Genomic DNA, 13,884 nt, shown 5'->3' with positions numbered 1-13,884 from the left:
CAGCGGCAGCCTGCCCTTGTTCATTGCCCGTGGCCCGCAGGCCCGAGTGATCAGCCCGCCAGCGGCAGACCCTTGTCGTCAAACATGCCTTCGAACAGCACCGAGCTCAGATAGCGCTCGCCCGAATCCGGCAGGATCACCACGATGGTCTTGCCGGCGTTCTCCGGACGCTGCGCCACGCGCACCGCTGCTGCGGCGGCAGCGCCGCAAGAGATGCCGCAGAGAATGCCCTCCTCGCGCGCCAGGCGCCGCGCAAAGGCCACCGCCTCCTCATTGCTGACTTGCTCCACCGCATCGATCAGCGACATATCCAGCACGCCGGGCACGAAGCCCGCGCCAATCCCCTGGATCTTGTGCGGGCCGGGCTTGATCGCCTCGCCCGCACGCGTCTGGGTGAGGATCGGGCTGGCCGAAGGCTCCACGGCCACCGAGATGATCGGCTTGCCCTGGGTATTCTTGATGTAGCGCGAGACGCCGGTGATGGTGCCGCCGGTGCCCACGCCAGCGACGAAGATATCGACCGCGCCATCGGTGTCATTCCAGATCTCCGGCCCCGTCGTCGCTTCGTGGATCGCCGGATTGGCCGGGTTCTTGAACTGCTGCAGCAGCACGTATTTGTCGGGGCTCGAGGCGGCGATCTCTTCGGCCTTGGCCACCGCGCCATTCATGCCCTTGGCACCTTCAGTCAGCACCAGCTTGGCGCCGTAGGCTGCGAGCAGCTTGCGGCGCTCGATGCTCATCGTCTCCGGCATGGTCAGAGTCAGCGGAATACCTTTGGCGGCGGCCACAAAAGCCAGCGCGATACCGGTATTGCCACTGGTCGGCTCGACCAGTTCCTTGCCCGGCCCGAGCAGGCCGCGCTGTTCAGCGTCGGCAATCATCGCCGCGCCGATGCGGCACTTGACCGAATAGGCCGGATTACGACCTTCGATCTTCGCCAGCACCGTGGCGCCCGCGCCATCGGTCACGCGATTCAAACGAACCAGCGGCGTGTTGCCGATGGACTGGGCATTATCAGCAAACCATTTGGACATCTCGTTTCCCTTCGGATCAGTCAGCACAGATGCCGCGCAGCATGAAGTGCCGCACGACGGGGACATCGCCCCCTCCGACGATGCATTCGCAACACAATTGTACAAAGCCCGGCAGTCACCGGCCAGCGCAATGGACAACAGTGGAGGTGGGTCAAGAAGCGCGGCGCGCAGATGCGCTATGGTGGCGCTCTTTGCCGGTGATGCCGGAATCATACGCTGCCGCGGCAATCCCGCTGGCGCAGCCAGAAAGGCTTCTGTTTTGAAACTCGACCACACCTTGCAAGAACTCAATGCGCTGTTCCTGCAACAAGACATTGCACAGATCGAACCCTTCCTGCTCTCGCGGCTGGAACTGGCCTCCCAGGGACGCGACCTGGCTGCGCGGCTGACCCTGCTCAACGAGCTGGCGAGCTTTTATCGCAATACCATCCGCTTCAAGGAATCGATCAGCATGGCGCAGCGCGCACTGAGCCTGATCGAAGACATGGGCTACAGGAACAGCATGCCCTACGCCGGCGCGCTGATGAGCCTGGCCGCCACCTATGCCGCCGACACCCAGTACAGCCGCGCGCTAGAACTCTACGCGCAAGTCGGCAGCATCTACGCCGCCCAGCATCTGGCCGAAGGCACGCTGCAGCAAGAACTGGCAGAGAAAATCAGCGCCACACGTCACAGTGCAGCGCTGGCTCAACACTAGGCCACCTCACCCAACAGCGCCTGCACGGTCTGGCGGACCTGCTCCATCACGAAGCGCGTCAGCGGATCACTGTGATCACGGCGATGCGCGACCATGCTGATCGGGAAGCTCATGCCCTCGATCAGCAGCGGCCGGATGCACAAATCGCTGTGCCGGCTGAACAGGCGGGTGACCAGCTCGGGCAGCACGGCAATCAGCGGGCTCTGCTTGACCACGAAGGGAATCGACAAGGGCGTCGCCGTATAGGCGACGATCTGGCGCTGCAGGCCGTGTTCCTGCAACAGGCGATCGAGCAGCCCCGGACTGTCACCGGTATAGGTGGTGTGAATGTGCGGGTACTGCGTCAGGCACTGCAAATCAATGTGTTCCGGCAATGTCAGCAGGGCCGGGTTGTAGATGCAACAGAAGCTCGTGCGATGCAGCAGGCTGGCATCGTGCACGCTGCTCAGCTGCGGGAAATAACCCGTCGCCAGCTGGATTTCGCCGGCATCGAGCTGGGCCAGCTGCTGCGAGGCTGATATCGGGCGCACCGCCAGGGTCAGCCCGGGCGCAGCCAGACGCAGCCGTGCCACCAGACCGGGCAGCAGCAGCGCTTCGAGCGGATCATTGAGCGCCATGCGGAACTGCGCGCTGATTTTTGCCACATCGAAGTCTTCATCGATCTTGGCCAGGCTCTGGATTTCCTCCAGCAGCGCACGCACGCGCGGCGCCAGCGCCCGCGCCCGCGTCGAAGGCCGCATGGCGGCGCCATCACGGTAGAGGATGTCATCGCCAAACAGCTCGCGCAGGCGCGCCAAAGCGTGACTCATCGCCGGCTGGCCGATGCACAGCCGCGCCGCTGCGCGCGTCACATTGCCCTCGACCAGCAAGGCGTCGAACGCCACCAGCAGGTTGAGATCGAGGCGGCGGAAAGAGGTGTGGTCAACATTATCCATATCGATAATATAAATCAGATCAATCGATTTAAAGCATTAAGCACTCAGCGCTTAGACTCCTGAGCTTGAATCGACCTTCTGTCTGCCGATGTCCTCGCAACAATCCCCCGTCCGCGCCCTGCCGCATTTCCTGGCCATCATCATGGCGGTCACCGGTGTCGAGTTTTTCGAAACCGGCATGGTCACCTTCTCGGCCAGCCACATCATGGCCGCCCTGCACTTGCAGCCGCATCAGTTTGCGCTGGCCTACACCCTCTATGGCGTGACCGCCATCTTCATGCTCTACAAGCATCAGTGGATGGTCGAACGCCTGGGCTACCGGGATTTCATCCTCGCCTCGCTGGGCGTGTTTGCCCTTGGCGGCCTGCTCTGCGCCACCGCCCATGGCTTCGCCCAGTTCGCCTGCGGCCGTGCGCTGCAAGGTTTCGCCGGTGCCACCTTCTTCACCGCCGGCCGCATGCTGATCAACCAGCTGCCGGCCGACAAGCGCTTTGCTGGCTTGCTCGCCTTCGTCACCAGTCTGCTCGGCGCCGCTGCCATCGCACCGATTGCCGCCGCCGGCCTGCTCAGCCTGGGTGGCTGGCGCAGCCTGTTCTGGGTTTCGCTGCCGCTGTGTGGCGCCGTCGCCTGGCTTGCCGCTGGCGATCTGCCCAGCGAGCGCAGCCCGGCGCATCAGCGCAGCGAGGAGCACTGGGGCTGGCTGGTCTGGCTGGTGCTCGGCGTGTTCGGCTTGCAATACGCCATCCAGGCGATCCCGGCGATGATCGATGGCTCGCTGGCGCAATTGCTCTACATCGGCTCCGCCTCGATTGTGGTGCTCAGCGTGTTTGCCTGGCGCCAGTGGCACAAGGATCGCCCGTTGATCAATTATCGCGGTCTGTTCCAGATGCGCTACCTGTTGGGTCTGTGCCTGTATTTCTGCGGTTATGCGCTGATCGGCGCCTACGGCTTCATGGCGCCCTTGCTGCTGCAACACGGTCTGGGGCTGTCGCTGGGCTTGAGCGCCGCCATCATGTCGCTGTGCTTTGCCGGCAGCGTCGTTGCAGCGCTGATCCACGCGCTGTGCGCCAAACACTGGCCGCGCTTGCGGCTGTTCATGCTGTTCGCCCTGCTGCTCTATGCGGCCGGTTGCTACTGGCTCAGCCGTGCGCTCAACAGCCATAGCTGGCACACCCTGCTGATGCCGCTGATGTTGTGCAGCCTGTCGCTGCCCTTCTTCCTCGGCTCGGTTGCCTTCGGCACCTTCACCGAGGTGCGTGCCGAAGTCTTCTCGCACGCCTACCAGGTGAAGAATATCGTGCGCCAGCTTGGCCTCTCCTCCAGCATCTCGCTGTCCACGACGGCCTTGCAGTATTTCTACGCACAGCCCGACAACGCAGGGAGCCAGGCGACGGCGGCGCAGCTGGAGTCACTCATCCATGCCACCAACACGGCGCAATCGCTCAGCGCGGTGTCGATGGCCAGCGCCGATGTGTTCCTCGCGCTGGCCTGCCTGAGCCTGCCCCTGGCGCTGATCGTCGGCTTGCAGCGCAGCATGCGCTAAACTGCGCCGCAGTATTCAATCACGCCACGCAGGCCCGGATCCAAGACCCATCATGCCTATCCAGTCCAAGCTGCCCGAAGTCGGCACCACCATTTTCACGGTGATGAGCGCCCTGGCCAACGAGCACGGCGCGATCAATCTCTCGCAAGGCTTTCCCGACTACCCCTGCGATGCCGGCCTGCTCGATGCACTGAACCGCGCGGCGCAGGCTGGATACAACCAGTACGCGCCAATGGCTGGCCTGCCGGCACTGCGCGCAGCCATCGCCGCCAAGCTGGCGCTGCAGCATGGAATCAGCGTCGATGCCGAGACGGAAATCACCGTCACCGCCGGCGCCACCCAGGCCTTGTTCACGGCGATTGCCACTGTGCTGCATGCCGGTGACGAAGCAATCCTGCTTGATCCCTCGTACGACAGCTACGCGCCGAGCATCCTCGCGCAAGGCGCCAAGCCGGTGCACATCGCGCTCAGCGCGCCGGACTTCGCGGTCGACTGGGCGCTGGTCGAAGCCGCGGTGACGCCGCACACGCGGCTGATCCTTATCAACAACCCGAACAATCCCTCGACCTCGGTGTTCAGCAGCGCCGATCTCGACGCACTCGCCGCGATTGCCGAACGCCACGATCTGCTGGTGCTCGCCGACGAAGTCTACGAGCACCTCGTCTTCGACGGCCAGCAACACCACAGCGTGCTCGCCCACCCGGCGCTGCGCGCGCGCAGCTTCGCCACTTACTCCTTCGGCAAAACCTTCCACGCCACCGGCTGGAAGATCGGCTATTGCGTCGCGCCTGCTGCGCTGACCAGCGAATTCCGCAAGATTCATCAGTTCCTGGTCTTCGCGGTGAACAGCCCGGCGCAGCACGCGATTGCCGCGCATCTAGCGGAGCCTGCGCATTGGCAGGGCTTGTCAGCCTTCTTCCAGCGCAAGCGCGATCTGCTCGCGCCCGGCTTGCAGGCGGCAGGCTTCACGCTGCTACCAAGCGCCGGCACCTACTTCCAGCTAGCCGATTACTCGGCGATCCGTGACGATCTGGACGATGTCGCCTTCGCGCGCTGGCTGTGCATCGAGCATGGCGTGGCGAGCATTCCGGTCTCGGTGTTCTACCGCCAGGCGCCGGCGCAAAAGCTCGTGCGCTTCTGCTTTGCCAAACAGGAGCAGACCCTGCAGGCGGCCAGCGAACGCTTGCAGGTGCTACACAGCTGAACACCGCAAGCGATACATTTATATCCATTCAATTGCAATCCATATAAAATCGCGCCTTGTCCGTCACCGCATGCACCAGGCGCGAGTTCAATGTCCACAGATCAGCTCAAGCTGCCCCCCGCCCCGACGCGGGTGCTGAAAAAATTTCGCGTGATTTACGGTTCGGTACGCCAGCACTACCGTGACATCGAGCAAAGCTGCGGCGTCTCCGGCTCGCAGCTGTGGATCTTGCAGGAGATCTCGCAGACACCTGGCATCGGCGTCAGCGAACTGGCGGAGCGCTTGTCGATCCATCAATCGACCTGCAGCCAGCTGGTCGAGAAGCTGAACATGCGCGGCCTGATCCAGAAGGAACGCAGCCGCATGGACCAGCGCCGTGTCGGCCTGCTGCTCTCGCACACCGCACAGCAACTGCTCGCCCGCGCACCCGGCCCGGCCAGCGGCTTGCTGCCCGAAGCCCTCGCCGCGCTGAGCCCTGAACAGCTGCAGCAACTCGATGCCGCACTCTCCGGCGTGGTCGAACAACTACAGCTGCGCGACGAACGCTTCGCCGACAAGCCGCTGGCCGATCTCTAAGCCGCCATGCGCCGCCAATCCGTTCAGCTATTCGGCCAGCTCTCCGGCCAGTTCAGCGCCGCACGCTGGCGCATCCGCGCCACGCTATGGGCCGCAGCGCTGAGCGCCGGCCTCGTCGTCGTACTGTTTGCCAAGCTTGCAGAATGGGCACTGGATCTGTTTTTTGCGCTGTCAGCGCAGCGCCCCTGGCTGCCCTTCCTGCTCGCGCCGGGCCTTGGCATGCTGGTCGTGTGGGCCAGCCGGCGGTATTGCGCGGGCAGCCAGGGCAGCGGCATTCCGCAAGTCATCGCCGCCACACGCATCGCCGGCGCTGGCGGCGCGGTCGCTCATCTGGTCTCGCTGCGCATTGCCTGCGGCAAGGTCTTGCTGGGCGCGCTGGCTTTGTGCGGTGGCTTTTCGGCGGGACGCGAAGGGCCTTCGGTCCAGGTGGCGGCCTCGATCCTGCATGCCTCGCACCGCTTCTTGCCGAACAGCCGTGCGCTGCGTGCCAAGGATCTGATTCTCGCCGGTGGCGCCGCCGGCATTGCCGCCGCCTTCAATACGCCGCTGGCCGGCATCGTGTTCGCCGTCGAAGAGCTCGGGCGCAAGCTTGAAACACGCACCAGCGGCGTTCTGCTCAGCAGCATCATCATGGCCGGCCTGGTCGCCATCGCGCTGCAGGGCAATTACAACTACTTCGGTCACCTGAAAATTGAAGACATGAACCGCGCCATCGTGCTGCCGGTCGTGCTGGCCGGCATCGCCTGCGGTCTGCTCGGCGGGCTGACCAGCCGTTTGCTGCTTTGGCCGCAACAGCGGCCGGGCAATCGACTGTGGCGCTGGCGCCGCGAACATCCGGTGTGGTTTGCCGGCGCCTGCGGCCTGTGCATCGCCCTCATCGGCTGGGCCAGCGGCGGCCTCTCCTACGGCAGCGGCTATCTGATCAGCACGCAGGCGGTGTCGGCGGACACCGTCCTGCCCTGGTATGCGCCGCTGGCGCGCTTGATCGCGACCTTGATCAGCTATTACTCGGGGATTCCGGGCGGGCTGTTTGCGCCCTCGCTGGCGGTCGGTGCCGCGCTGGGCTCGAACGCCGCCCATCTGCTCGGCGAACACGCACAGATCGTGCCCTGCGTGGCGCTGTGCATGGCCGGCTTTCTTGCCGCGGTGACGCAATCGCCGATCACCGCCGCGATCATCGTCATGGAAATGATCGACGGCCACGATATGGTGATCAGCCTGATGGCCGTGGCACTGATCGCCAAGGCCATCAGCGCGCGCATCGGGCCTGAGCTCTACCAGCAGCTGGCACTGGACTTCGCCACACGGCCCTCAAACGTCAGGCCGCCGCAACCCTAGACGGCTCAGTCGCCCTCGACCCACTCGACTTCGGCACCCACCGTCTGCAGGTTCTCGACGAAGCGCGGATGCGCACGGCGGATCGGCGTGGCGCTCTTGATGGTGGACTTGCCCTCGATACTCGCCGCCACCATCAGCAAGGCAATCGCCACGCGGATGATGTAGGGGCTCTCGACTTGCGAAGGACGCAGCGGGATGCCGCCAAAGGTGATCAGGCGGTGCGGGTCGGCCAGCACCACATGGGCGCCGAACTTGGACAGCTCGCTGGTCCAGCCCATGGCACCGTCGTAGATCTTGTTCCAGAACATCGCGCTGCCCTGCGCCTTGACGCCCAGCGCAACGAAGATCGGCAACAGGTCGACCGGGAAGTACGGCCAGGGCGCAGCTTCGATCTTGGTCAGGATGTTCGGCGTGAAAGGCTGGCGTACGCGCAAACCTTCGGGCTGCGTATGCGCACGCGACCAGCCATCCTTGTGCTCGACTTCGATGCCGAACTTGGCAAAGCTGCGGTCAATCAGCGGGAATTGCTCCGGCGCGGAGTTCTTGACGACGATCTCGCCCTTGGTGATGGCGCCCAGCGCGAGGAAGGTGGTGATCTCGTGGAAGTCTTCATCGAAGCGGTATTCGCCGCCCTTGAAGCGCGTCACGCCATTGACGCGCAGACGCGAAGTGCCGATGCCCTCGATCGGCACGCCGAGCATGCTCATGAAGCGGCAGAACTCCTGCACATGCGGCTCACAGGCGGCATTGGTGAGGGTGGACACGCCATCGGCCGAGGCCGCGCAGAGCACGAAGTTTTCGGTGGTGGTGACCGAGGCGTAATCGAGCCAGTGCTCGACCGCCTGCAGGCGCGAATCGGCGCGCACGATCAGCGAACCGTGGCCGCGCTCGACCTGACCGCCGAAGTGGCTGAAGACTTCGACGTGCGGGTCGATCTCGCGTACGCCCAGGGTACAGCCCTTGACGTCATCTTCCAGGCGGGCCACGCCAAAGCGCGCCAGCAGCGGCGGCACCAGCATGATCGAGGAACGCATCTCCTCGGGCAGATGGTGCTGCTGCGGATCAAAGCGGGTGTTCTTGTGGTGCAGCTCCAGGGTGCCGGTGCTGAAGTCCATGTTCACGTCGCTGCCCAGCGCGCGGAAGATGTCCAGAATCTTGCGCACATCGGTGATCTCGGGCACGCCGAGCAAGCGCAGGGGCTGATCCGACAGCAGCGTGGCGCAGAGGATCGGCAGCACAGCATTCTTGTTGGCGGACGGGACGATTTCGCCACGCAGGGGGCGACCACCGTGAACAATCAGATTCGACATTTTCGAGCTTCAGGGAAGGCAGAACACAATAAGCTTCGCATGATGCCATGAGGCCAGCGCATCGCGCAGCTTCCCGATCAAGGCCGCTGGTCCGCAGCCGCCTCCGGCAACACTTATTTACCTCGCCGGCGCGACAGCGGTCGGCCAGCAGGCTTGGCCGGCAAACCCAGCGCGGCACGCGCCAGGGTGTCGGCTGCACTGTTACGATGGCGCGGAATCCAGCTCAGCTCGACGCCCGCAAAGCTTGCCAGCAGGCTTTGCGCTTCGGCAAACAGACGCTGCAGGCGCTCGATCCGGGTCTTAGCGCGGCCTGATACATGCTCGACCAGCACGCTGTTATCCGAATACACGCAGAGCTGCTGCGCGCCTCTTGCCCGCGCCGCCTGCAAGGCCGCGATCAGCGCACGCGCCTCGGCCTCGTTGTTGCAGCCCGAGCCCGCCGCTTGCGAGATCTGCTCGATGCTGCCATCCGGCGCCTGCAACACCACGCCGATACCGATGCGGCCCGGATTGGGCCAGGCCGTGCCATCGCAGTGGATGCGCCAGTGCTGCGGCGTGGCCGCGTCGGCACTCACACGCCGAGCGCCGCCGCGTGGTGGCGCAGATGCGCCTCGATGAAGCTGGCGATGAAGTAATAGCTGTGGTCGTAGCCTTCCTGCAGACGCAAAGTCAGCGGGTAGCCAGCTGCCTCCGCCGCAGCCTGCAAGGCCTCGGGCTTGAGCTGGCTGTGCAGGAAGCTGTCGGCACTGCCCTGATCGACCAGCAAGGGCAGCTTTTCGGCGGCTTTGGCGATCAGCAAGCTGGCATCCCACTCCGCCCAGGTCGCACGGTCTTCACCGAGGTAGCGGCTAAACGCCTTCTCGCCCCACGGAACATCCGCCGGATGCGTGATCGGCGAAAACGCCGAGATCGCACGGTAGCGGCCGGGATTGCGCAGCGCGCAGACCAGGGCGCCATGGCCACCCATGGAGTGGCCGCTGATGCTGCGCAGATCGCTCACCGGCAATGCCGCCTCGACCAGCGCCGGCAGCTCCTGCACCACGTAGTCGTGCATGCGGTAGTGCGCCGACCAGGGCGCCTGCGTGGCATTGAGGTAAAAGCCGGCGCCGAGGCCGAAGTCCCAGGCGCCATCAGGATCGCCCGGTACGCCTTCGCCGCGCGGACTGGTGTCCGGGCAGACGATGGCGATGCCCAGCTCGGCCGCGACGCGCTGCGCGCCAGCCTTCTGCATGAAGTTCTCGTCCGTGCAAGTGAGGCCGGAGAGCCAGTACAGCACCGGCACCTTGGCGCCGGCCAGCGCTTGCGGCGGCAGGAACACGGCGAAGACCATGTCGCAAGCGAGCACGGTGGAGCTATGACGGTAGCGGCGATGCACGCCGCCGAAGGCGAGATTCTCAGAAAGCTGCGTCAGCATGATTTAGAGGTCGTAGTGAATGACGGTACGGATGCTCTTGCCCTCATGCATCAGCTCGAAAGCATGGTTGATGTCCTTGAGACCCATCTTGTGGGTAATGAAGGTGTCAAGCGGAATCTCGCCCTTCTGGAAGCGATCGACATAGCCCGGCAGCTCGCTGCGACCGCGCACACCGCCGAAAGCCGAACCGCGCCAGACGCGGCCAGTCACCAGCTGGAAGGGACGCGTCGAAATCTCCTGCCCCGCCCCGGCGACACCGATGATGATCGACTCGCCCCAGCCCTTGTGACAGCACTCCAGCGCCGAGCGCATCACGTTCACATTGCCGATGCACTCAAAGGAGTAATCGACGCCGCCATCGGTGAGGTCGACGATGACTTGCTGGATCGGCTTGTCGAAGTCCTTGGGGTTGATGCATTCGGTCGCGCCCAGCTGCTTGGCGATCTCAAACTTGGCCGGATTGGTGTCGATGCCGATGATGCGCGAGGCCTTGGCCATCACCGCGCCGATCACCGCCGAGAGGCCGATGCCGCCCAGACCGAAGATCGCCACCGTGCTGCCCGGCGTGACCTTGGCGGTATTGAGCACCGCGCCCATGCCGGTGGTGACGCCGCAGCCGAGCAAACAGACCTTTTCCAGCGGCGCATCCTTGCTGATCTTGGCCACGGCGATTTCGGGCAGCACCGTGTATTCGGAGAAAGTCGAAGTGCCCATGTAGTGGAAGATCGGCTTGCCGTCCTTGGAGAAGCGGCTGGTGCCGTCCGGCATCAAACCCTTGCCTTGCGTGCCACGAATGGCCTGACAGAGATTGGTCTTGCCCGACAGACAGAACTTGCACTTGCCGCACTCGGGCGTGTAGAGCGGGATCACATGATCGCCGACCGCCAGCGAGGTCACGCCCGGACCGATGGCCTCGACAATGGCGCCACCTTCGTGGCCAAGAATGGCCGGGAACAGACCTTCCGGATCATCGCCCGACAAGGTGTAGGCATCGGTGTGGCAGACACCGGTCGCCACCACGCGCAGCAGCACTTCGCCGGCTTGCGGCGGCGCCACGTCGATTTCAGTGATTTCCAGCGGCGCACCAGCAGCCCAGGCAACGGCAGCACGGGATTTGATCATGGGGAAAGTCCTTTTCATTGTTATGGCTCCGCCGCGAGATGCGGCGCGGATGCTGCATTCTAGCAAGCGGGCTGCAAGCACCGCCATGTCTGTGCCGGCCCGCAGCGCGTGTGAACTTGAATTCAGGCGCAACAGTCAGCACACTTGACGACCTGATCTACAGAGCTGGCTGCACCCATGAGTTTCGTCCCGGACTTGCGCACGCTGATGCTGTCCAATAGTGTGCTGCTGCTGTCCTGTGCGCTGGCCTTTCGTCTCGCTGCGCACTACATGCGGCAATTTCCCTCGCTGCCACTGTGGTCAATTTCATGCGCCATGTTCGGCGTCGGCTTGGCGCTGCTGGGCCTGCGCGGCAGCATCTCGCCGATTTTCAGCGCAATGGTCGGCAATATGCTGCTGACCGGAGCGCTGTGCCTGGTGGTCCGCGCGCTCGGCCTGGACTTCTCACACGCCGTCAAACCACGTGTGCTGTGGGCGATCCTGCTGTGCGTGATCCTCGGCCAGCTGTTCGGCTGGTTCGTGGTGCCCGACACCAATCTACGCATCGTCACTACTTCCGGCTTCAATGCGCTGCTGCTGTTCATCGGCGCCAAGACCGTGCGCAAAGATCTGCCGCAAGTGCGCGGCACCGGTCTGCTCGGCTGCCTCTACATATCCTTGCTGACGCTAAGCGGCATCACGACCTTGCTGGCAGCGCAGGCGCTGTATCGCTTCGTATTCCTCCCCGCGCCGCCAGAGCTGTATGCCGGCGCCTCGCTGTTCGACTACTCGCTGCCGCGCCTGATCTCAGCCATGGCGGCGATGCTGGCGGTCATCGCGCTGTACTTTTCGATCATCCTCAGCATTGCGCTACGCCTGAATGCCTCGTTGAAGATACAGGCCCATCACGATGCGTTGACTGGACTCTACAACCGCCACATCTTCTACGAGCTGGCCGAGCACGAGCACGCCATGCAGGCGCGTAACCAGCAGGCTTTCTCGCTGCTCTACATCGATATCGACCACTTCAAGAGCATCAACGACAGCTACGGCCACGCCGCCGGCGATTACGTACTGCAGGAATACGCCAGCCTGCTCAAAACGCACTTCCGCCGCTCCGACATCATTGCCCGCCTCGGTGGCGAAGAGTTCTGCGTACTGCTGCCGGGCATTGCAGGCGAGCAGACCCGGCTGATTGCGGAAAAGCTGTGTGCCGCATCGCGCGCGCTGAACATTCATTGGCAGGATCGGCGCGTCGACCTGAAAGTCAGTATCGGCGCCGCCACCCACGATGAGCACGGCGAGAGCATCCACAGCTTGATGGATCGCGCTGACGCAGCGCTCTACCTGGCCAAGTCTGCCGGGCGCAATCGCGTGGTCCTGGCGGGTGACTGACCAATAAGCTTCATGCGCCAAAGCAGATGGCCGTTGCGGCAGCCGCCGCCAGCCCGCACGGTAAGATGACGCCCCCCACACGCATTACATGAAAAGGACGCAACACATGGCAAGTTATGGATTTCTCGGCCTCGGCATCATGGGCAAGGCCATGGCAAGCAACCTGATCCGCGCTGGCTTCGATGTCACGGTGTGGAACCGCAGCGCCGACAAATGCGCTCCCCTGGTGGCGCTCGGTGCGCGCCAGGCCGCGACGCCGCGCGAAGTCGCCGCCAGCTGCGACATCACCTTCGCCATCCTCTCCGACCCGGCCGCCGCGCGCGAAGTCTGTTTCGGTAGCGATGGCGTGCTCGCCGGCATTGGCGAAGGGCGTGGCTATGTCGACATGTCCACGGTCGATGATCAGACCGCTGCCGAGATCGCCAGCGCCATCAGCGCCAAGGGCGGCCGCTTTCTCGAAGCACCGGTCTCCGGTACCAAGAAACCGGCCGAAGACGGCACCCTGATCATCCTCGCCAGCGGCGACCAAAGCCTTTACGACGAAGCCGGCAGTGCCTTCGACAAGCTCGGCAAGAAGCGCCTCTACCTCGGCGCCGTCGGTCAGGGCGCGCGCATGAAGCTGGTGGTCAACATGATCATGGGCTCGATGCTCAGCGCCCTCGGCGAAGGTCTTGCGCTGGGGCTCAAGGGCGGCCTGGACGGCGCACAGATTCTCGATGTGCTCGATGCCGGCGCCATGGCCTGCCCGATGTTCAAGGGCAAAGGCCCGATGCTCCTGGCCGAGAACTACAGCACCAGCTTCCCGCTCAAGCACATGCAGAAGGATCTGCGCCTGGCGCTCGCGCTGGGCGAAGAGCTGGGTCAGAGCCTGCACACATCAAGCAGCGCCAATGAGGTGTTCAAGCGCGCCTTGATTGCCGGCTATGGCGACGAAGACATCGCCGCCGTGTACAAGGTCATCAAGCCCTGAGCGACGCGTCTCCTGCCACAGCGACCGGTGAGATTTAAGCCAGATCAAATCTGCGCATGATTTCCCGGCCGCGCCCGAATCACGGCCTAGCATGAAACAAAGAGGCTTTGTGTGTGTGGAAGGAGACCATCATGACACCCAGCAATCGAGCGGGCAGCACCCGCGCAATCAGCCTGCGCGACCGCTGGCAGGCGTTCCGCTACAACCCGCACGTCTGTGCCGAGTGCTACGCCGCGACCTTCCTGCTGATCGCCATCGTCGCCGCGTTTGCTGGATTGCGCATCGCACCGCTGGCCTGCATCGTACTGGCCGTGGCGATTTTCGGCGCTGACATCTACAGTCTGTTCCACAAGGACTGAAGCGGCAC

14 protein-coding genes are annotated in these 13,884 nt (G+C 64.0%); 8 read left to right on the top strand and 6 right to left on the bottom strand.

Going from position 1 to position 13,884, the window contains the following annotated elements; all coding sequences use genetic code 11:
• Positions 1-50 precede the first annotated feature (50 nt).
• On the bottom strand, positions 51-1,034 hold the full coding sequence (cysK, locus tag ABDB84_RS14920) for a cysteine synthase A (RefSeq protein ID WP_345920542.1): 984 nt from the start codon (positions 1,032-1,034) through the stop codon (positions 51-53).
• 259 nt (positions 1,035-1,293) lie between these two features.
• Between cysK and ABDB84_RS14915 the strand changes: the two genes are divergently transcribed.
• Complete coding sequence (locus ABDB84_RS14915) at positions 1,294-1,731, top strand: hypothetical protein (protein ID WP_345920541.1); 438 nt, start codon at positions 1,294-1,296, stop codon at positions 1,729-1,731.
• Here ABDB84_RS14915 and ABDB84_RS14910 read toward each other — a convergent pair.
• Positions 1,728-2,666 carry a LysR family transcriptional regulator gene (locus tag ABDB84_RS14910; RefSeq protein ID WP_345920540.1) on the bottom strand — a complete coding sequence of 313 codons (939 nt, stop codon included), beginning with the start codon at positions 2,664-2,666 and terminating at the stop codon, positions 1,728-1,730. The two genes, ABDB84_RS14915 and ABDB84_RS14910, sit on opposite strands and share 4 nt — an antisense overlap.
• Positions 2,667-2,754: 88 nt before the next feature.
• Here ABDB84_RS14910 and ABDB84_RS14905 point away from each other — a divergent pair, with 88 nt between their 5' ends.
• From ABDB84_RS14905 to ABDB84_RS14890, 4 genes are all read left to right on the top strand, one after another.
• Positions 2,755-4,209: an MFS transporter gene (locus tag ABDB84_RS14905; RefSeq protein ID WP_345920539.1), complete on the top strand. Its 1,455-nt coding sequence runs from the start codon at positions 2,755-2,757 to the stop codon at positions 4,207-4,209.
• Between the two features lie 52 nt (positions 4,210-4,261).
• Entirely contained in the window at positions 4,262-5,413 is a 1,152-nt protein-coding gene (locus ABDB84_RS14900) for a methionine aminotransferase (RefSeq protein ID WP_345920538.1), read from the top strand.
• Positions 5,414-5,503: 90 nt separating this feature from the next.
• The gene (locus ABDB84_RS14895) at positions 5,504-5,989 is read left to right on the top strand and encodes a MarR family winged helix-turn-helix transcriptional regulator (protein WP_345920537.1); all 486 of its coding nucleotides are present in this window, start codon (positions 5,504-5,506) and stop codon (positions 5,987-5,989) included.
• 6 nt (positions 5,990-5,995) lie between these two features.
• Positions 5,996-7,327, top strand: coding sequence for a chloride channel protein (locus ABDB84_RS14890; RefSeq protein WP_345920536.1), 1,332 nt, complete (start codon positions 5,996-5,998; stop codon positions 7,325-7,327).
• Between the two features lie 5 nt (positions 7,328-7,332).
• Here the strand turns inward: ABDB84_RS14890 and ABDB84_RS14885 are convergent, their stop codons facing one another.
• The 4 genes from ABDB84_RS14885 to ABDB84_RS14870 all read right to left on the bottom strand — a co-directional run bounded on the left by ABDB84_RS14885 (position 7,333) and on the right by ABDB84_RS14870 (position 11,173).
• Positions 7,333-8,637 carry a UDP-N-acetylglucosamine 1-carboxyvinyltransferase gene (locus ABDB84_RS14885; protein WP_345920535.1) on the bottom strand — a complete coding sequence of 435 codons (1,305 nt, stop codon included), beginning with the start codon at positions 8,635-8,637 and terminating at the stop codon, positions 7,333-7,335.
• Positions 8,638-8,750: 113 nt separating this feature from the next.
• Entirely contained in the window at positions 8,751-9,212 is a 462-nt protein-coding gene (locus ABDB84_RS14880; RefSeq protein ID WP_345920534.1) for a ribonuclease HI family protein, read from the bottom strand.
• Complete coding sequence (gene fghA / locus ABDB84_RS14875; protein ID WP_345920533.1) at positions 9,209-10,051, bottom strand: S-formylglutathione hydrolase; 843 nt, start codon at positions 10,049-10,051, stop codon at positions 9,209-9,211. The genes ABDB84_RS14880 and fghA overlap by 4 nt, the downstream gene beginning before the upstream one ends.
• A 3-nt stretch (positions 10,052-10,054) precedes the next feature.
• Positions 10,055-11,173, bottom strand: a complete 1,119-nt coding sequence (locus tag ABDB84_RS14870; RefSeq protein WP_345920532.1) for an S-(hydroxymethyl)glutathione dehydrogenase/class III alcohol dehydrogenase — start codon at positions 11,171-11,173, stop codon at positions 10,055-10,057.
• A gap of 177 nt (positions 11,174-11,350) precedes the next feature.
• On the opposite strand from ABDB84_RS14870, the gene ABDB84_RS14865 reads away from it, so the two are divergent.
• From ABDB84_RS14865 to ABDB84_RS14855, 3 genes are all read left to right on the top strand, one after another.
• Complete coding sequence (locus ABDB84_RS14865) at positions 11,351-12,547, top strand: GGDEF domain-containing protein (protein ID WP_345920531.1); 1,197 nt, start codon at positions 11,351-11,353, stop codon at positions 12,545-12,547.
• A gap of 106 nt (positions 12,548-12,653) precedes the next feature.
• Entirely contained in the window at positions 12,654-13,517 is an 864-nt protein-coding gene (locus ABDB84_RS14860; protein WP_345920530.1) for an NAD(P)-dependent oxidoreductase, read from the top strand.
• Positions 13,518-13,648: 131 nt separating this feature from the next.
• Positions 13,649-13,876: a hypothetical protein gene (locus ABDB84_RS14855; protein WP_345920529.1), complete on the top strand. Its 228-nt coding sequence runs from the start codon at positions 13,649-13,651 to the stop codon at positions 13,874-13,876.
• Positions 13,877-13,884 lie beyond the last annotated feature (8 nt).

The organism is Uliginosibacterium sediminicola (assembly GCF_039631295.1).
Classification (GTDB): domain Bacteria; phylum Pseudomonadota; class Gammaproteobacteria; order Burkholderiales; family Rhodocyclaceae; genus Viridibacterium; species Viridibacterium sediminicola.
Note: the sequence above shows the minus strand (reverse complement) of the source record. Positions and strands in the feature narration are given on the sequence as shown.

Coding starts and splice junctions, on each gene's coding strand:
- ABDB84_RS14895 (WP_345920537.1), top strand. CDS start 5,504: ATGTCCACAGATCAGCTCAAGCTGCCCCCCGCCCCGACGCGGGTGCTG.
- ABDB84_RS14900 (WP_345920538.1), top strand. CDS start 4,262: ATGCCTATCCAGTCCAAGCTGCCCGAAGTCGGCACCACCATTTTCACG.
- ABDB84_RS14855 (WP_345920529.1), top strand. CDS start 13,649: ATGACACCCAGCAATCGAGCGGGCAGCACCCGCGCAATCAGCCTGCGC.
- ABDB84_RS14885 (WP_345920535.1), bottom strand. CDS start 8,637: ATGTCGAATCTGATTGTTCACGGTGGTCGCCCCCTGCGTGGCGAAATC.
- ABDB84_RS14910 (WP_345920540.1), bottom strand. CDS start 2,666: ATGGATAATGTTGACCACACCTCTTTCCGCCGCCTCGATCTCAACCTG.
- ABDB84_RS14890 (WP_345920536.1), top strand. CDS start 5,996: ATGCGCCGCCAATCCGTTCAGCTATTCGGCCAGCTCTCCGGCCAGTTC.
- fghA (WP_345920533.1), bottom strand. CDS start 10,051: ATGCTGACGCAGCTTTCTGAGAATCTCGCCTTCGGCGGCGTGCATCGC.
- ABDB84_RS14905 (WP_345920539.1), top strand. CDS start 2,755: ATGTCCTCGCAACAATCCCCCGTCCGCGCCCTGCCGCATTTCCTGGCC.
- ABDB84_RS14860 (WP_345920530.1), top strand. CDS start 12,654: ATGGCAAGTTATGGATTTCTCGGCCTCGGCATCATGGGCAAGGCCATG.
- ABDB84_RS14865 (WP_345920531.1), top strand. CDS start 11,351: ATGAGTTTCGTCCCGGACTTGCGCACGCTGATGCTGTCCAATAGTGTG.
- ABDB84_RS14870 (WP_345920532.1), bottom strand. CDS start 11,173: ATGATCAAATCCCGTGCTGCCGTTGCCTGGGCTGCTGGTGCGCCGCTG.
- cysK (WP_345920542.1), bottom strand. CDS start 1,034: ATGTCCAAATGGTTTGCTGATAATGCCCAGTCCATCGGCAACACGCCG.